Annotated in this window: 13 protein-coding genes; 2 read left to right on the top strand and 11 right to left on the bottom strand. The window is 65.3% G+C overall.

Going from position 1 to position 17,411, the window contains the following annotated elements; all coding sequences use genetic code 11:
* Positions 1–22: 22 nt before the first annotated feature.
* The 4 genes from IWX81_RS00595 to IWX81_RS00580 all read right to left on the bottom strand — a co-directional run bounded on the left by IWX81_RS00595 (position 23) and on the right by IWX81_RS00580 (position 6,899).
* Positions 23–1,630 carry an alpha/beta hydrolase gene (locus IWX81_RS00595; protein WP_334592483.1) on the bottom strand — a complete coding sequence of 536 codons (1,608 nt, stop codon included), beginning with the start codon at positions 1,628–1,630 and terminating at the stop codon, positions 23–25.
* Positions 1,631–1,948: 318 nt separating this feature from the next.
* Positions 1,949–4,303, bottom strand: coding sequence for an NAD-dependent DNA ligase LigA (gene ligA, locus IWX81_RS00590; RefSeq protein ID WP_442977616.1), 2,355 nt, complete (start codon positions 4,301–4,303; stop codon positions 1,949–1,951).
* Between the two features lie 142 nt (positions 4,304–4,445).
* Entirely contained in the window at positions 4,446–5,585 is a 1,140-nt protein-coding gene (gene mnmA / locus IWX81_RS00585; RefSeq protein WP_199279357.1) for a tRNA 2-thiouridine(34) synthase MnmA, read from the bottom strand.
* A 156-nt stretch (positions 5,586–5,741) separates the two neighbouring features.
* A complete protein-coding gene (locus IWX81_RS00580) occupies positions 5,742–6,899 on the bottom strand; it encodes a cysteine desulfurase family protein (RefSeq protein WP_199279356.1) in 1,158 nt (385 codons plus the stop codon).
* A 57-nt stretch (positions 6,900–6,956) separates the two neighbouring features.
* Here IWX81_RS00580 and glgX point away from each other — a divergent pair, with 57 nt between their 5' ends.
* Together glgX and ybaK are read left to right on the top strand one after the other, a co-directional pair.
* A complete protein-coding gene (glgX, locus tag IWX81_RS00575) occupies positions 6,957–9,005 on the top strand; it encodes a glycogen debranching protein GlgX (RefSeq protein WP_199279355.1) in 2,049 nt (682 codons plus the stop codon).
* A gap of 3 nt (positions 9,006–9,008) precedes the next feature.
* Complete coding sequence (gene ybaK, locus IWX81_RS00570) at positions 9,009–9,482, top strand: Cys-tRNA(Pro) deacylase (RefSeq protein ID WP_199279354.1); 474 nt, start codon at positions 9,009–9,011, stop codon at positions 9,480–9,482.
* 41 nt (positions 9,483–9,523) lie between these two features.
* Here the strand turns inward: ybaK and glgP are convergent, their stop codons facing one another.
* From glgP to IWX81_RS00535, 7 genes are all read right to left on the bottom strand, one after another.
* On the bottom strand, positions 9,524–12,079 hold the full coding sequence (gene glgP / locus IWX81_RS00565; protein WP_199279353.1) for an alpha-glucan family phosphorylase: 2,556 nt from the start codon (positions 12,077–12,079) through the stop codon (positions 9,524–9,526).
* A 75-nt stretch (positions 12,080–12,154) separates the two neighbouring features.
* A complete protein-coding gene (locus IWX81_RS00560; RefSeq protein WP_199279352.1) occupies positions 12,155–12,895 on the bottom strand; it encodes a signal peptidase I in 741 nt (246 codons plus the stop codon).
* 90 nt (positions 12,896–12,985) lie between these two features.
* Complete coding sequence (locus tag IWX81_RS00555) at positions 12,986–14,089, bottom strand: RICIN domain-containing protein (protein WP_199279351.1); 1,104 nt, start codon at positions 14,087–14,089, stop codon at positions 12,986–12,988.
* Positions 14,086–14,823 (bottom strand): hypothetical protein, encoded by a 738-nt coding sequence (locus tag IWX81_RS00550; RefSeq protein ID WP_199279350.1) that lies wholly within the window; start codon positions 14,821–14,823, stop codon positions 14,086–14,088. The genes IWX81_RS00555 and IWX81_RS00550 overlap by 4 nt, the downstream gene beginning before the upstream one ends.
* On the bottom strand, positions 14,820–15,764 hold the full coding sequence (locus tag IWX81_RS00545; protein WP_199279349.1) for a hypothetical protein: 945 nt from the start codon (positions 15,762–15,764) through the stop codon (positions 14,820–14,822). The genes IWX81_RS00550 and IWX81_RS00545 overlap by 4 nt, the downstream gene beginning before the upstream one ends.
* Positions 15,761–16,348: a hypothetical protein gene (locus IWX81_RS00540; RefSeq protein WP_199279348.1), complete on the bottom strand. Its 588-nt coding sequence runs from the start codon at positions 16,346–16,348 to the stop codon at positions 15,761–15,763. Before IWX81_RS00540 ends, IWX81_RS00545 begins: the two co-directional genes overlap by 4 nt.
* Before the next feature lie 134 nt (positions 16,349–16,482).
* Positions 16,483–17,085 (bottom strand): alternate-type signal peptide domain-containing protein, encoded by a 603-nt coding sequence (locus IWX81_RS00535; RefSeq protein ID WP_199279347.1) that lies wholly within the window; start codon positions 17,083–17,085, stop codon positions 16,483–16,485.
* Positions 17,086–17,411 lie beyond the last annotated feature (326 nt).

Genomic DNA, 17,411 nt, shown 5'->3' with positions numbered 1-17,411 from the left:
CGCCCCGGTCTATTTACCCAGTCTATTTGGAGGTTCCGGATGCCTTTGCCAGCACGACGGCACCGTCTCCGGTCACGAACTGCCCTTTGCCGATTGAGATCAGGGCAAAATTACGCATCGATTCCGTGCCGGGGCTGAAGTATTCGTTGTGACCGTTCGATGCCAGGAGCGGCTCCCCCGTCAGGGAATCCTTACCGCCTGCAACGCTCATGTGCCTCGCGCCGTAGCTCGCTGCGCCGGGATCGCTGCCGAAGTAGGAGCTGTTGGGGATCGGATCCCACGCCCCCTCGCCCACATAGACGTTGCCGCCGCGCACGTGCAGGTCATCGACGGACTTGGCCGGGCTGCCCGGAGAACCTACGAGAGCGAGCGCATCCACCTCGAAGTCGTATTCGGTGAGAGCCATGAGCGCGGCGGTCGACCCGTAAGAGTGCGCGATCACGGTGATGTACGGCTCGTCGGCGGCGCGCAGGGACTGCAATCCCTTGATCGCAGAGGCAAGCGCGTCCCTGCCCTCATCGGCATTCTGGATGCCGCCCACGTTCGTGAGGTTGGGCGTGTGGTACCCGATCCACGCCACCGTGGCCACTGACGTGTGCTCCGAGCCGGGCTGGGCTGAACTCGACTGGCCTGAGCTGAACTCAGACCTGGAATCGAAGTAGCTGAGCCACTCGAGCTGCTGCTCGTAGAGTTCATCGGCGGCCTCGGCCCAGGCGCCCATCTGGTTCTCGATGGTGAAGAACATGCCAGGCACCAGATAGGTGACGTAGTCGGCGGTCTCGAGGTTACCGAGCACGATCGCGGCGCGACCCTGGCCGGCCACATCGAGAGTGAGCAGTGTGCGGCTCGCTTCGTCGGCGTGGCTGACAGTGTTGCCGACAGGGTCAGACGCCAAGGTCCCGGCTGACCTGGCAGTCGCCGACACGGAAATATCTGACGGGGAGACGTCTGACGGATCGCCGGTCGCGACGCCATCCAGCGCGTCGGAGATCGACTGGAGCATTTTCAATTGCTGCCTGGCGTTCTCGATGACCGACCGGCCGGCATCGCTCGAGACGAGTCGATCCAGGGAATTGATGGTCGAGCTGAGCACGGTGCGGTTGGCCCCATCCCGCACCTGCACCGGAATGCCTTCGAGGTTGCCGATCAGTTGCGGGGTCGCACTCCCGAGCGTCGACCTCGCACCCGGGTCAAGAGAAGCCCACCACAGCGTGACGTCGCGTGGAGGGGGCGGGCTGGCGAGGAGCGAACCGATGGCGTCGGGATGGGCCGCCACGTACTTCGAGATATCGGGACCGCTGAGTAGCGCGAGTTCCTTCAGAGCGCGGATGCTCGACACCTGCTCGACGGGCTGCGAGCCCCTTTGCGTGTCAGTCTGCGTGACGGGCTGCGGCCCGATGACGGGACCGGGCTGCTCGGTGGGAACGCGCGCGAAAGTCGATGCATCCATGGGAAAGGAGACCAGGGACACGACAGCCCGACCGGAGCCTGCCCGTTCGGTGGGAAGGATGTCGTGGCTGGCCATCGTGGCGACCTGCACCGTCGAGTGTCGGGAGATTTCGTGCACCACAAAAGCCTCGGCGACAGGTCCCAGTGCCGCCGAGGTCAGCACCGCCACGTCTATCAGCACGGTCGGGTTCCCCCTCAGCTCGCATGTGTTGCGCAACTCCCCCGAGAAGCACTGCCATGCACCCCCAATATTAGGGGATAGACCACCCTGTATGAAGGATCACCGTTTTCCTTCGTGAATTCGGCTCACCACCGAGCTTTTACTGCCTGTTCCATCAGATCGCGCAGGAAATCGTCGTTCAAGGGCCAATGTGCTGCGGAATTGCGTCGCGGAAGCACTAATCGGTCGTGAGTTGCAATTTTTCGTCGGCAGACCACGTAGCTTATCCGCGTCCACCGACCGGGTTCGGAGGGCTCCGGGGCGCGGGGTGGGGTGGCCTCAGTCGAGCGCGCTCGGCCCGCCCGACAGCAGCAGCGCGAACTGCGCAGCGTCGATGATGCGCACGCCAAGCTCTTCCGCCTTGCCCAGTTTCGATCCCGCTCCTGGGCCGGCTGCCACAAAGTCGGTCTTCTTTGAGACACTGGATGCCGCTTTCCCGCCGGCCGCGATGATCGCCTCCAGCGCACCCTCCCGCGTGAAGCCATCCAGGCTGCCCGTTGCGACGACCGTCAGTCCGGCGAGCGGACCGTCGTTGGCTCCCGCCGAACCCGGACCGGCGTGACCGGGGATGGCGAATCGCATGCCTGCCGCCGTCCAGCTCTCGATGATCTCGCGATGCCAGTCCATCTCGAACCACGCGATCACGGCATCGGCGATAATTCCGCCAACCCCATCGACCGCAGCGAGCGCGTCACGGTCGGCCGCCCTGATCCCATCGAGCGAGCCGAAATAATTGGCAAGAGCCCGAGCGGCCACCGGCCCGACGTGCCGGATGCTGAGCGATACGAGGATGCGCCAGAGGTCTTTGCTCTTGGCCAGTTCGAGCTCGCTGAGCAGCTTGAGCGCAGCGCTCGACGGCACATAGTCGGCGTTGCCCATGAACTCGGCGGACTCCGGGTCGAACTCGCCGTCCTTCTTGGCGCGCTTGCGCCTGTAGGGAGTTTCGGTGCGCTCGGTCCCGTTCTCGTCGAGCTTGACCAGCCCGGTCTCCGAGTCGCGCACCCGCACCCTGATGTCGAAGATCTGGGGAAGGGTGAGTGCGAACAGACCCGCTTCTGTGACGAGCGGTGGAACGCCCGGGTAATCGGGCTGGGTGAGGGCTGCGGCGCCCACCTCACCGAGGCCCTCGATGTCGAGAGCCCCGCGACTGCCGACGTGCTCGACGCGGCCACGCACCTGCGCCGGGCAACTGCGGGCGTTCGGACAACGGAGATCCACGTCGCCCTGCTTGGCCGGCGCGAGATCGGTGCCGCACTCCGGGCACTGCGTCGGCATGACGAATTCGCGCTCCGTGCCGTCGCGCAATTCCACGACCGGGCCAAGCACCTCGGGGATGACGTCACCGGCCTTACGCAACACGACCATATCCCCGATAAGCACGCCCTTGGCTTTCACGACATCCTGGTTGTGCAGGGTGGCCTGTCGCACGACAGACCCGGCGACCCGCGCCGGCTCCATCACGGCGAACGGAGTGGCGCGGCCAGTGCGCCCGACCGAGACGACGATGTCGAGCAATCGGGTGTTGACCTGCTCTGGCGGATACTTGTATGCGATGGCCCAGCGCGGTGCGCGGGACGTCGCTCCGAGCTCTTCGTGCAGGTAGAGCTCGTCCACCTTGATGACGACGCCGTCGATCTCGTGCTCAACGCTGTGACGGTGTTGCCCGTAATAACGGATGAAGTCCGCGGCTCCCGCAGAGTCAGGTCGCACCGACGAATAAGGGCTCTTCGGCAGGCCCCAGGCCTCAAGCAGCTCATAGATCTCGGACTGGGTGGCGACGGGCGGATCGGCCCACGCACCGATGCCGTGCACGTAGAGGGACAGTGACTCAATACGGGCAAGGCCCGCCTCACGTTCGAGCCCGGTCTTCTTGTCGACCTGCTGACGGAGGCCTCCGCTGGCCGCGTTGCGCGGGTTGGCGAGGGCGGGGAACCGGCGGGCGGCCGTCGCCTTCGCCTTGTCGTCGTCGATCCCTTTGGCGATGGCCTCGTGTTCCACCCGCTCCCGGAAGCCGGCAAGCCCGTCATTGAGGCGTTCGAACGCGACGACGGTCAGGAAGATCTCGCCACGAACTTCGACCAGCGGCGGGTGACCCTCCCCCGCCAATTCGGTCGGGATACCCGGCACCCTGAGGATATTGGCCGTCACGTCTTCACCGATGACTCCGTCGCCCCTTGTCGCCGCACTGACCAACCGTCCATCCTCGTACCGCAGGTTGATGGCGAGGCCGTCGATCTTGAGTTCGCAGAGAAAGTCGACGCGTCGCCCCGAATCCCGTTCGACCTTGGCGCTCCACTCGAGAAACTCTTCTTCGCAGAAGACGTTGTCGAGACTGAGCATCCGGTCGGCGTGGGTCACCGGCGCAAACAGCGCCGAGATGCCACCGCCGACGGTTTGGGTCGGACTGTCCTGGCCCTGCAGCTCCGGAAAGAGTCGTTCAAGCTCGGCCAAGCGACGCACGAGCACGTCGTATTCCTCGTCGCTGGCGATCGCGGCGTTGCGCTGGTAGTAGGCATCACGCAACTCGAGGATGCGCGTGGTGACCGAATCAGCTTCTGCACGTGCTGCAGCGAGGTCCGGTGGGGTTCTCACAACGATCGCGTCGTCGGCGTTGTTGTCGTTTCTCTCAGCCACGACCCCAGCTTATGATCGCCCGGCGACACTCGTGAAGGCTTGACCGCGAAGGGTGAGGGCCCTCACACTGGACGGCCGCGGGTTAGACGGTCGTGAACTGGACGGTCGCGGACTGGACGGTCGCGGGTTAGACGGTCGCGGTCTAGACCGTCGCCGGGACGGCGCTCACGGTGCGAGCGATCGTGCACTGGCCGAGAACGCGCGTGCCGACGTAGAGCACAGCTGTCTGGCCCGGCGACACCCCGATAATCGGATCCACCGGGTTGATCACGAGTTCGGTGACGCCGGCCGCATCCGGAACCAGTCGTGCCGTTGCCGGCACCGGTTCGGAGTGGGCCCGGACCTGCACGTGGCAGTCGAAGAAATCGCTGGCTCCGGCGATGAATCCGGATGCCACGGGGTCGAGCCCCGCCCAGCTGAACTTCGAGCCCGCCAGCTCGCCGAGTGCGAGCGCCTCACGTGGACCCACCACGACCTCGTTGGATTTGGGCCGGATCTCGAGCACGAAGCGCGGCTTGCCGTCATCCGTCGGATAACCGACGTTGAGCCCTTTGCGCTGGCCGATGGTGAACGCGAGGGCTCCCTCGTGCTTACCGATGACACTCCCCGAGCGATCCAGGATCTCGCCCTGCTCTGCGCCGACCCTATCGGCGAGCCAACCGCGGGTGTCGCCGTCGGGGATGAAGCAGATGTCGTGGGAATCGGGCTTGGAGGCGACGCTGAACCCGCGGGCTGCAGCCTCGGCGCGGACCTCGGCCTTCGACGGTGTGGTACCGAGAGGGAACATGCTGTGGGCGAGCTGCTCAGTAGTGAGAACCCCGAGCACGTACGACTGGTCTTTCGCCGCGTCGCTGGCCCTGTGCAGCTCACGATTGCCCGCGGCATCCGTGACGATGTTCGCGTAGTGCCCGGTGGCGACGGCATCGAAACCGAGCGCGACGGCCTTCTCGAGCAGGGCGGCGAACTTGATGCGCTCATTGCAGCGCATGCAGGGGTTGGGGGTGCGGCCTGCGGCGTACTCCGCGATGAAGTCGTCGACGACGTCGAGCTTGAACCGCTCAGAGAAGTCCCAGACATAGTAGGGAATACCGATGATGTTGGCCGCGCGCTGGGCATCCATCGAATCTTCGATGGTGCAGCAGCCGCGGGCGCCGGTGCGCAGGGTTCCGGGTTGGCGGCTGAGAGCGAGGTGAACACCCACCACCTCGTGGCCGGCGTCGACTGCCCTGGCCGCGGCAACGGCAGAGTCGACCCCACCACTCATCGCCGCCAGAACCTTCATGGGGTCCAGTTTACCTTTCATAATTCAGGAGGTTGTGTGGCGGGTGAGAGCCGAGGGGGCATCGGGACCACTCCAGCCACTGCAGCCCCGTGAGCCCCACAACCTCCTGAATGATGAAAGTGTGCGGCGGGGGCGGCGGCGGGGCGGCAGGGGCGGTCAGCGCCCCAGGTGCGTCTCACGGTCGGCGTAACCCGCGGAGCGGGCACGGGAGACGGCGGCCGGCAGCGCGTCCACGAACGCGTCCACCTCGGCGGCAGTGGTCTCCGCGCCGAGCGTGATGCGCAGGGCTCCGCGGGCCGTCGGCTCGTCGAGACCCATCGCGAGCAGCACATGGGATGCCTCGGGAACCCCGGCCTGGCAGGCTGAGCCGGTCGAGACGCTGAAGCCGGCGACATCCAGCAGGAAGAGCAGGGAGTCGCCTTCGCAGCCCGGGAAAGTGAAGTGCGCATTGCCGGGCAGCCTGTCGTGGGCGTCGCCGCGCAGGATTGCCTCGGGCACAGCAGCCCGAACACCGTCGACGAGCCGGTCACGCATGACGCGCACAGTGTCGAGCGTGATGAGCTCAGCCGCAACGCCGAATGCCACGGCTCCCGCCGAATCCATCGTGCCGGAGCGAGCGCGCTGCTGGTTTCCTCCGTGGATGAGCGGAGTGACGGTCGCCGAGCGCGCGATGACGAGCGCACCGATGCCCACCGGGCCGCCGATCTTATGTGCCGAGATGCTCAGGGCCGCGAGCCCCGAGGCGTGGGAATCGAGAGGGAGATAGCCGTACGCAGACACCGCGTCAGAATGCACGGGAACGCCTCGGGCTGCCGCGAGCGCCACGATCGAGTCGATCGGCTGGATCGTTCCCACTTCGTTATTCGCCCACAGCGTGGTGACGAGCGCGACATCATCGGCGAGCGCGGCCTCCAGATAATCGAGGTCGATGCGGCCCGTCTCGGAGACGGGAATCCAGTCGATCACCGCGCCCTCGTGCTGCTCGAGCCACTCGAGGGCGTCGATGGTGGCATGGTGTTCGGCCCTGGTCGACAGGATGCGGGGTCGCGGAGTGTCGCCCTGTCGCGCCCAGTAGAGCCCCTTGATCGCGAGATTCACGGCCTCGGTGCCGCCGGAGGTGAACGTCACCTCCACCGAATCGGCGCCAACGGAGGCTGCGACGCTCTCGCGGGCCTCCTCCAGCACCCGTTTCGCGTTCTGGCCCTGGGAGTGGATCGAGGACGGGTTGCCGACCAGTCCGAGCGCGCTTGTGTACGCCTCGATGACGGCGGGGGGCATGGGCATCGTGGCAGCGTGATCAAGATAGATGGCCATGGTTCGCTCCCTTCGCGTGTAACACAGTCGACTCACTCGTTCATTACTCTAGAACGCATGCCCGAAGCCGATTCCCTTGCCGACCTCGGCATCACCCTCACAGCTGACGGCGGGGAGCTGCGAGTCTGGTCCGCCAGCGCCACCGCCATGGAGCTGTGTCTCTTCGACGATCGCGACGCCAACTGGATCGCGAAGCGACTGCCGATGCGCCGCGGTGACGCCGATGTGTGGACCGTAGCATCCGCCGATCTGGTTCCGGGTATGCGGTATTCGGTGCGTGCCACCGGGCCCACCACAGCCGGCCACGCTTTCAGCCCTGACCTGCACCTGATCGATCCGTACGCTCGCGGGCTCGACCGCACCACGAGCGGCGACTGGCGCGGATACGTGCAGGAGCCCGACACGTTCGACTGGGGTCAGTCCACCAAGCCCAGGATCGGCATGGACCATACGGTCATGTACGAGGCTCACGCCAAGGGGATCTCGAAGCTGAATCCGGACGTCCCCGAGCACCTGCGCGGAACCTACGCCGGTCTTGCCCACGATTCCACAATCGCATACCTGAAGGATCTCGGCGTCACCACCATCGAGTTGCTGCCCGTGCAGCAGTTCGTGAGCGAACAGCGCCTCATCAAGCAGGGGCTCACGAATTACTGGGGCTACAACACCCTCAACTTCTTCACGCCCCACGCGGCGTACGCGAGCCGTGAGGCCCAGCACGGAGGCACCGGCGCCGTGCTGCGGGAATTCAAGGGCATGGTCAAACTGCTGCACGAGGCCGGCCTCGAGGTGGTGCTCGACGTGGTCTACAACCACACGGCCGAAGAGGGCCGCACGGGGCCGACCACGAGCCTTCGCGGCCTCGACAACAGGAACTACTACCGGCAGACAGCGGACGGCACCTATGTGGATGTCACGGGCTGCGGCAATTCGGTCAACACCGCGACACCTGCCGCCCAGCGTCTCATCCTCGATTCGCTGCGCTACTGGGCCAACGACGTGCAGATCGATGGATTCCGCTTCGACCTCGCCGCCACCCTCGGCCGCGACGAGGAAAACGTATTCGACCCGGCGCATCCACTGCTGCTCGCCATCAGGGACGACCCGCAACTGGCCGGGGTGAAGATCATCTCAGAGCCGTGGGATGTCGGCATGGGCGGCTGGCAGGTCGGAAACTTTCCTGCCGGCTGGAGCGAGTGGAACGACGGCTACCGCGACCGCATGCGTGACTTCTGGCTGACCGACATCGGAGCGGCGCGGGCCACGGGCTCTGCCCCGAACGGCATCGGCTCGCTCGCACGCCGGCTCGCTGGCTCTGCTCATGTGTTCGCGCTCGACCGAGGGCCGATGGCGTCGGTCAACTTCATCACCGCTCACGACGGCTTCACCATGGCCGACCTCACCGCCTATAACGAGAAGCACAATCTCGGCAACGGCGAGAAGAACCGCGACGGCACGGATAACAACCACTCGTTCAATTACGGTGCTGAAGGTTCCACCGACGACGACGAGATCCGGGATGCCCGCTGCAAAGCCATGCGCAACCTGCTCGGGACCCTGCTGCTGTCTGCCGGCATTCCCATGCTCACGGCGGGCGATGAATTCGGCCGCACGCAGCGCGGAAACAACAACGCGTACAACCAGGACAGTGAGCTGACGTGGTTGCCCTGGGAACGTGAGGACTGGCAGGACGAACTGCTCGAAGTTGCACGGCAGCTCATCGAGTTCCGGCGCGACAATCCGGCGCTGCGGCCGGTGCGCTACGGAATCGCGGGTGAAACGATTCCGTCGGCCACCCAGATGGACTGGTACAACAAAGAGGGCAGGTCGATGTCTGAGACGGACTGGGACTCCCCCGAGCAACGTACGCTCCAGTACCTCGCCGCATCGACGCCGGAGTTCGAAGAGTTCAACCGCATCCTGCTCATCGTCCACGGGCTCGAAGATGACGTGACAGTCACGCTGCCCGAGCATGCCGGGGTCAGCGGGTACACGCTGTTGTGGGACTCGGCCGTGGAAGACGCGACGGAATGGATGACCGATCACGCTCCCGGTGACGACCTGGTCGTCGGCGGCGCGTCGATGCAGTTGTTCAGGGCGCACTGAGCGATGAGCGGGACGCCGGCGACCGTTGCACTCACGGCGGCGGGCCTCCCCTTCGTTGAGCATGAATACGCCCACGATCCTGGCAACACCGGTTTCGGCCTCGAAGCCGCGACAGTGCTCGGGCTCGATCCGGGCCAGGTGTTCAAGACGCTGATGGCGGAGGTGGACGGCCACCTGGTGGTGGCGATAGTCCCGGTCTCGGGCAAGCTCGACCTCAAAGCGCTCGCCATCGCGGTCGGCGGAAGGAAAGCCGCCATGGCGGATCCGAAGCTCGCCGAACGCCGCACCGGATATGTGGTCGGCGGGATCAGCCCCATCGGCCAGAAGACCAGGAATCCCACCGTGCTCGACGAGACCGCCGAACTCTACGACACAGTTTTCGTTTCAGGAGGGCGGCGCGGCTTCGATATCGAACTCACGCCGCGCGACCTGCTGGCTGCCACCGGTGCGGTGGTGGCAGCCATCGGTCGATCCTGAATCTCAGCCTGAATCTCAGCCTGAATCTCAGCCCGCGATCTTTATTCCGCGATCGCGATCAGCCCGAGTTCGGAGGGTGACGCGAGCAGCGGATGCCGCGGCACGACGCGTACGGTGTAGCCGAAGCTTCCGGCGCGCGACAGCGGGACCGTGCCGCCGAACACCTTCGGCTGGCCGGGCGATGACGGCATCAGTTCGAGCGGCGCGTGCTTGACGTTCTCCAGCATGTCTCCGTCGCGAGCGCGGCCGTAGACGATCTCGACGCTGAGGTCACTGGCATCCAGTCCATCGATGTCGACTGTCGCGCGCAGGTGCAGTTCGTCTCCGACCTGGGGAACCGTGTCGACTCCCCCGGATTCGACATGCGTGACATGCACCTTTGGCCATGCCTCGGTCACCCTCGACTTCCAGGCCGCGAGCTCGCGCGCCGGCTGGTAGGCGTTCGCACTGATGACCCTGGCCGCCTCCGCAGCCGGAACATAGAGTCGCTCGACGTACTCCCGCACCATGCGGTCGGCAGACAGCGATGGCGACAGGGTGGCGAGGGTGTGGCGGATGCCGTCGACCCAGCGGGACGGCACGCCGTCCGCTCCCCTGTCGTAGAACCTCGGGGCGATCTGGTGCTCGATGAGGTCGTACATGCTGTTCGCCTCGACCTCGTCACGCTCGGCACCGTCGCCCGCGGAGTCGGCTGACGGAATCGCCCAGCCGTTCTCCTCGTCGTAGAACTCGGCCCACCAGCCATCGAGAATCGACAGGTTGAGAGATCCGTTCAGGGCTGCCTTCATGCCGGATGTTCCGCACGCCTCCAGGGGGCGCAACGGGTTGTTCAACCAGATGTCGGTTCCCGGGTACAGCAGTTTCGCCATCGCGATGTCGTAGTTCGGAAGGAACACGATGCGCTCACGCACCTCGGGATCTTGGCTGAACTCGACCAGCTTCTGGATGAGTCGCTTTCCCTCGTCGTCTGCGGGATGCGACTTGCCGGCGATCACGAGCTGCACGGGTCGCTCGGGGTGCAGCAGCAGCGCGCGCAGGCGCTCGGGGTCATGCAGCATCAGCGTGAGGCGCTTGTAGGTCGGAACACGCCGCGCAAATCCGATTGTCAGCACCGTCGGATCGAGCAGTCCCGAGAACCACGCAGGGGCACCCACTCCGGGGTTCTGCTCCTGCCAGGCCTCTGCTGTGCGTTGGCGGGCATCCGCGACGAGCTGCTCGCGCATCCGGCCACGCACCTCCCAGAGGTCGCTGTCGGTGACGGTCGGTGACGACCAGTCGACGGCGGTGGTGTCGACGGTGCCGAACCTCTTCTGGGCGAGATCGAGCATCTGCGGATCGGTCCACGTCGGCGCATGCACGCCATTGGTGACGGAGGTGATCGGCACGTCGGCGTTGTCGAATCCGGGCCACAGGGCCCCGAACATCCCGCGCGACACCTCGCCATGAAGCTTCGATACACCGTTGGCGCGTTGCGCGAGCCTCAGGCCCATCACCGCCATGTTGAACATCCCGGTGTCACCGCCGACGAAGCTCTCGGTGCCGAGAGCGAGCACATCCGCGGTGGCCACGCCGGGAAGCAGGTCGGTGGAGAAGTACCGGTCGATCATGTCGACGGGGAAACGGTCGATACCGGCGGGGACCGGCGTGTGGGTGGTGAAGACGGTTCCGGCGCGGACGGCCTGCAGGGCATCCGCGAACCCGAGCCCCTCGCCGATGAGGTCGCTGATGCGCTCGAGGGCCTGGAATCCCGCATGACCCTCGTTCGTGTGGAACACCTCGGGCTGCGGCGTGTCAGTGAGTTCGCAATAGAGCCCGATGGCACGAACACCGCCGACTCCGAGCAGCAACTCCTGCATCAGGCGATGCTCACCGCCGCCGCCGTAGAGGCGATCGGTGACGGAACGCAGGTCGTCGCTGTTCTCCGCGATGTCAGTGTCCAGGAGCAGCAGCGGGATCCGACCGACCTGTGCGACCCAGACGATCGCCGACAGGCCCTGGCCATCGGGAAGCGCGAGGGTCACCCTCGCCGGCTGGCCGTCCGGCTGTCGGAGGACCCTGAGCGGAAGACCGTCGGGATCGAGCACGGGATAGCTCTCCTGCTGCCATCCCTCGCGCGAGATGCCCTGGCGGAAGTAGCCCGCACGATAGAACAGACCGACGCCGATGATCGGCACGCCCAGGTCTGAGGCGCTCTTCAGGTGGTCACCGGCAAGAATTCCCAGCCCGCCGGAATATTGCGGCAACGCTGCGGCAATTCCATACTCGGGGGAGAAATAGGCGATGGATGCCGGCGCACCCTCGAGTTGCTGGTACCACCGCGGCTCGCGCAGGTACTGGTGCAGCCCGTCGAGGAGGAACGTCGCTGTCCCCACGAACTCCTGGTCGGCCGCGAGTTCGTCGAGCCTGGCGGGCTCGACGGCACCGAGCATCCCAATGGGATCGTGACCTGTCTCGTCCCACAGCACAGGGTCGATGGCCCTGAAGAACTGGCGGGTCGGCTCATGCCACGACCAGCGCAGATTGGACGCGAGCTCCTCCAGGCCAGCAAGCGCTTGCGGGAGAACCGTGCGAACCGTAAACCGTCTGATTGCCTTCACTCGGCAAGCCTATGGCAGGACGACCGCAGCGAGTCCGCCGACACCACCAGCGACCGCGGAGTCGAGCAGCTCAGGTCACCGGGACAGGTCCGGGTCCGGCTGGTCCGCAGCGTCGCGGGCATCCGTGTCGTCGGTGTCATCGCGGTCATCGCGGGCATCCGTGTCGTCGCGGTCATCCGTGTCGTCGCGGTCGTCTGCATCCGCGGCCGCCGCCTGCGCCAGCTTCTTCCGGCGGCCCAGGATGCTCGAGATCACCGTGTACACCGCATAGGCAAACAGAAGGCCGGCAATGATCGGCGTGACGAGCGGCCGGGTCTCGCCGTTGACGGCGTTGTTGACATAGCCGAGATAGGGAATCGCGTACCAGAGGGTGCCCTTGACCTGCACTTCCTGGATCGGTTTGGGATCGGCCAGGTCGTTGTTGTCGCCCTTGGTGGTGAACGTCGTCTCCCCCTCGAGGTTGACACTGCGGGTGACAACACGGTGCGAGATGACGGCGGGGTCGCCCGATTTAATCTGGTACGTCAGCACGTCCCCGACCCTGATGTCGGCGATCGGTGTCGGCTTGATGATGATGAGCGTGCCCGGCGGGAACTTCGGGGCCATTGAGTTGGTGAGCACCGTCAGAGCGGCTCCGCCCACGACAGCGGGCAGCGCGATGACGAGCACAGCTACGGCCAGCACCATGACGAGGAACGCCCCGCTCAGCGCGAGCCCGATGTAGTGCAGTAGCCCCTTTTCCTTTGGAGTTGCGTTTCCCTCTGGAGCCGCCTCGGCGGGCTTCGCCGCTGCTGCCCTGACCTTACGCACTGCCATGAGACTCCCCCGGATCATCCATTCCGATTGAAGGATATTGCACGATCTTCACAGTGCGGCTTTCGGCCGGTTCGGGGATTTTCAGCCCGGTCAGGGGATCTCGACAAAGCTGTAGTGCTGTGAACGGTAGGTGGCGTCCGTGGTGCTCGTGCTCGTCGTGCAGGCCGTGATGAGGAACACGGTGAGGTCGTTCGACGAGTTCATCGTCAAACAGCGACTGTTCTGCAGGTTGACCAGCTGGAAGTCCCCCGCAGCACCGTGCGGGACGACGCTCCACAGCTGGCGGTTCAGCAGCGCACCCGCCGTGGTCGTCTTCGCGACAAGCTGCACCTGGGCGTTAGTGGTGTCGAGGGTCGGTGCAATCACCGGCCCATTGCCTGAGCCGTTGCCGATGTAGATGCGGAACTGGTTGCCGACCGGCTCGAACCTGAACGACTGGTTGTCGGTCTTGTCCGGCGCTTTGCACGGGTAGAGGATCATCGTCGTGCCCACGGCGGTGGAGGCGCCATTGGCGTCGAAACATTTTCCGCTGAAATTGTGCTTCACCCTGAACCAGTTGTAGGTGGCCGTCTGAGTGAACGCCGTTCCGCTTCCCGCACTCCAGTTGTCGCCGACCCTGCCGGTGAAGGTCATAGTGGGGGTGATGGTCAATCCTGCCGCATCGGCGAAGTTTCCCGTCAGCGTCGTCCGCGCGCACAGCAGGATGCTCGTGCCTGCGGTCGCCGACACTGCATCCGCAGGCATCGCCGGGGGTGCCGAGAGGGTTCCGGTGGTCGCACCAGCCGCGGGAGCCGTGGTGGCGTCGCAGGTGGAGCCGCGCTTCCAGAGTTGCAGCGTCACGGCCGCATTTCCACCGGACACCGACACCGAAAAGTTCAGCGGGGTCGAGCCCGTGTTGTTGATCGTGATCGGCACGGTGTCTGCGAGCAACGGCGCGGAAACCACGGAACCGTTGGGAACGAAGCCTTGTTTGTACGTGACGGCCAGGCCGTTAGTGCCGGAGGACGTGGTGGCCGGCGTCGCTGCTGTTGCCGTGGCCGACCTGGAGGTGACAGCTGACCAATACGCGTTTCCGGCGAGGGTTCCGGTGGCGATGAGAAAGATGGCAAGACCGATCGCTGCCGCGGGGCGCCAGCCGGGAAGCCGCGACTGGCGACGAGAGCCTGCAGGCCTCAGCATCCCTCCTCGCATCATTCGCTCTCTCTCCGTCGACCCAACACCACGAACAACCATCCGATGCCGAGTGCGACCAGAGCGGTGATGATTGCAGGATATGCCAGAGTCGCTCCGGTGTAGGCAAGGCCCGCTGATTCTGTGCGCGTGGTGTCCGACACAGAGCCAAAGCCCGCGATGACTATCGGATCAACCGCACAGCCGTTGGGAGCGATCGTAGGCCCGGGGTCGGACATGGCGACGGCCAGGTCGAAGTAACCGACGGAATCCTGCGCCTGACGGCCGGTGAGCGTCGGAGAGATTCGCAGCGTGAGAGAAACCGACACGATTTGGCCGCGGGTGAGCACGCGGTCGGGTACGACAGGCTGGCAGGTCGTCAGCGCGTCGAACGTCATCGGCGCGAGCCCCGCGCCCGTCGCATCCGCCCCCTCGATCGTCAGGGCCGGTTCGAGAAGAGAGTCCGCCGTCGTCGCGTTCGCGAGCGACACCTGCGTGAGTGTCGGGTCGCTCCGCAACGATCTGATCAGCACGTTCTGGGTCACGACATCGCCGGGGACGAAACGCAGAGTCGAGGGGAACAGGAACGACGGTGGAGTCGACGACCAGGTCACACCGCCATCCCGGCTGTACTCGACAGCCGGAGTCGCAGCGGTTGCCGCGGCAGAAAGCCCTCCACCGAGCATGATGCCAGCGGCGACCGCAATCGCGACCAAAAGTCGGGCCGGTCGCGCCATCAGTGTCCTCCGAGCGATCATGGCGCACACAACGTCGACGCGGGGATCAACCCGAAGAACGTGGATGGGTCGAAGTTGACGGGGATCGCCGCTGCCTGGCTGGTGCCGTACAGGCTGTCGGTGGACATGATCCGGATGCTCGAATCGGCGGAGATGTTCGCGTCACCACCCGCTACCCTGACTGTCGCTGCGAGAGTCGCTGCCGTCAGTGTTCTGACGGGAGTGGCGGACAGCGGGGAGCCCGGGGTGTCGACAAAGACCTGGTAACCGGTTGCACCCGCGACGGATGGCCACGACAGGGTCACATATCCTTCGCGCAGGAATCCCTGAGTTGCCGTCTGCCGGCACACCGGCACAGGAGCCGCGATGCGGAATACGGTCTGGGTGGTCGTTCCTGTGGCGTTGGCGATCCAGCTGCTGGAGCCGACCCGGCCCGTGACGGTGAACGTCGCCGACACGGACTGTCCCTGAGATGTGGCGACGGTTCCCGCGAGCTGGGTTGCGGCACACAGCGTGAGGGTCGAGTTCGCTGCTCCGGCCGAGGCACCCGACGGCATGACCGGCGGAGCCGCCAGCGTGCCCGGCGTGTTGAGCGGAGTCGCACCGCAGTTCGAGGAACCGGTGGTCCACAACCAGAGGCGCACAGCGGGAGCGAGAGTCGGGTTGGTGTTCGCGACCGCGAGGCTGAACGTCAGCGGGGCAGATCCGGTGTTGGACACGGAGATCGGCTTGATCACGATGGGGCTGGTTTCGGCAACCTTGTACATGTACGTCGTGTTCAGGGCAGCGAAGTCGCCGGCGGTCATCCCGAAGCTCGCGGCACGCGCTGCGCCGCTCACCGCGGTGGTGGCCGACCAGTATGCGTTGGCTGCGACCGCGCCGCCGCTCGCCATGAAGACGAGAAGGAAAGCGGCGATGCCGGATTTCAGCCCGGGGATCGCGGCGAGACGCTGGCGCATCATGGCTGGTCTCCGGTCAGGTTCACCACGATGGAGGTGGTCGTTCCTGCGGCACTGGCTGGGGCACTGGCAAGCATGCTGACCACGAGACAGAGCGGCACGGTGGACGCGGGAGTCGTCGTGGCGTCGTAGGTCACCGCAGCGACGGCTTTCACCCCGAGTGATCCGGCGGCGATGGCTGTCCCTGGTGCTGCGCACGTGCCCGGTGCGACCTTGACGTCGAGACCGTTGGCGCCCTGGCCCGTAATGGACGTCACGCTCAGGACCAGGTCGGCGGAACCCGATGCCGAGACGCTGAAGTCAGCGGACTGCGTGACCCCGGGATAGAAACCGGTAAAGGAGATGGTGTTCGTACTGGCAACGAGACCGGTCGTTCCGCTGTTGATCGTCGCGGACGTACCACCGGAGGCACCAACGCCCACGGGCCGGCTCGAGTTGAGGTAGGCGTACGTGCCGCCTGCGGCGAGAACCGACAGGGAGATGGCGACAGTCACGGTGACCATCGACTTGACGATGTTCGAGAAACTGACAAGAGACCGTCGAGGCGTCGAGGCAGCGACGCTGGGCGTCTGTGCGATTCGAGGCATGGCGGTCTCTGCTTTCGTTAGCCGGTGGTCAGAAGGCTGGGAGCGGCCCTGTGAGCCGGATCATGACGAGAGTTCGTGCTGGGGTAAGCGTGGGCGTGCCGAGATTCGGGTTCGGCACGCCCACACAACTGTGGTTACTGCTGGTCGAGCGTGACGGTCAGTCCCGAGAGGGTCACGGAGCCGAGCTTCGTGTTGTTCTCGGTGCCAGCAGCAGCATCCTTCGGGAAGGTGATCACGACGGAAACGGCGACGGTGCGGGCGGTCACGCCGGTCGTGCCGGGGGTGATCGTGTACGTGCCGGCAACGGTTCCAGCTGTGACGCCGGCTCCGGTCGCCGTGATGGAGGCGGTCTTGGTCAGGTAGGCGGCGAGCGCGGTGCCTGCTGCGGTCGGGGTCGCGCCAGCGGCAGCGATCGAGCCGGAGCCGAGGGCGAGGGTCGCGGTCAGGTTGTCGCCGGTTGCGGTGATCGTGACGTTCTTCGTGTAGGTGAACTTGTCACCGGGTGACGCGGTGAAGGTCGCGATGTTCGAGACGGTCGTCGCGGTTCCGGTGCCGTTCTTCTGGACGGTCCAGACGCCGTTCGAGGGGGTCGCGTCGGTGACGACGAGGTTGCCTGCGGTGATCGTTCCACCGGTGATGCCGACCGAGTCGTTCCAGTACGCGAAGGTACCGGCGCCTCCCATGAGAAGTGCAACACCAGCGGCCGTTGCTACTGCACCCTTGACGAGCTTGTTCATTGTGTTTCCTTTCGAGGGCGCCACAAATGGCACCAGGTATTGGTGTGAGATGGCGCACCAGGTTCCTGGTACGCGTCGGGTTGGTTAAGTCCGTTGAAATACTTAGCCGGTGAAATGCCTGCTCTGAGTCAGGCCGAGAATGTTGCCCCATGTCGCTGAGCGCTCTTCCCCCCACAAGAAATATATCGTGTGGGTACTAGGGGGGACAAGCTTTGTACCCCACCCAGAACGGGGGACAAACCGTGTCCCCCCTAAGCCCCACAAGACCGAGGAACTGTCGCATTGTCGCGTACTTGGCCGTATTTGTCAGGGACTGCTGAGTATTC

Origin of the sequence: Salinibacterium sp. CAN_S4 (genome assembly GCF_015752305.1) — a bacterium.
Classification (GTDB): Bacteria; Actinomycetota; Actinomycetes; order Actinomycetales; family Microbacteriaceae; genus Rhodoglobus.
The sequence above is the reverse complement of the archived record's forward strand: the minus strand, read 5'-3'. Positions and strand labels throughout refer to the sequence as shown.

Coding starts and splice junctions, on each gene's coding strand:
- ybaK (WP_199279354.1), top strand. CDS start 9,009: ATGAGCGGGACGCCGGCGACCGTTGCACTCACGGCGGCGGGCCTCCCC.
- mnmA (WP_199279357.1), bottom strand. CDS start 5,585: ATGAAGGTTCTGGCGGCGATGAGTGGTGGGGTCGACTCTGCCGTTGCC.
- glgX (WP_199279355.1), top strand. CDS start 6,957: ATGCCCGAAGCCGATTCCCTTGCCGACCTCGGCATCACCCTCACAGCT.
- IWX81_RS00535 (WP_199279347.1), bottom strand. CDS start 17,085: ATGAACAAGCTCGTCAAGGGTGCAGTAGCAACGGCCGCTGGTGTTGCA.
- IWX81_RS00560 (WP_199279352.1), bottom strand. CDS start 12,895: ATGGCAGTGCGTAAGGTCAGGGCAGCAGCGGCGAAGCCCGCCGAGGCG.
- IWX81_RS00550 (WP_199279350.1), bottom strand. CDS start 14,823: ATGATCGCTCGGAGGACACTGATGGCGCGACCGGCCCGACTTTTGGTC.
- IWX81_RS00580 (WP_199279356.1), bottom strand. CDS start 6,899: ATGGCCATCTATCTTGATCACGCTGCCACGATGCCCATGCCCCCCGCC.
- IWX81_RS00545 (WP_199279349.1), bottom strand. CDS start 15,764: ATGATGCGCCAGCGTCTCGCCGCGATCCCCGGGCTGAAATCCGGCATC.
- IWX81_RS00555 (WP_199279351.1), bottom strand. CDS start 14,089: ATGATGCGAGGAGGGATGCTGAGGCCTGCAGGCTCTCGTCGCCAGTCG.
- IWX81_RS00540 (WP_199279348.1), bottom strand. CDS start 16,348: ATGCCTCGAATCGCACAGACGCCCAGCGTCGCTGCCTCGACGCCTCGA.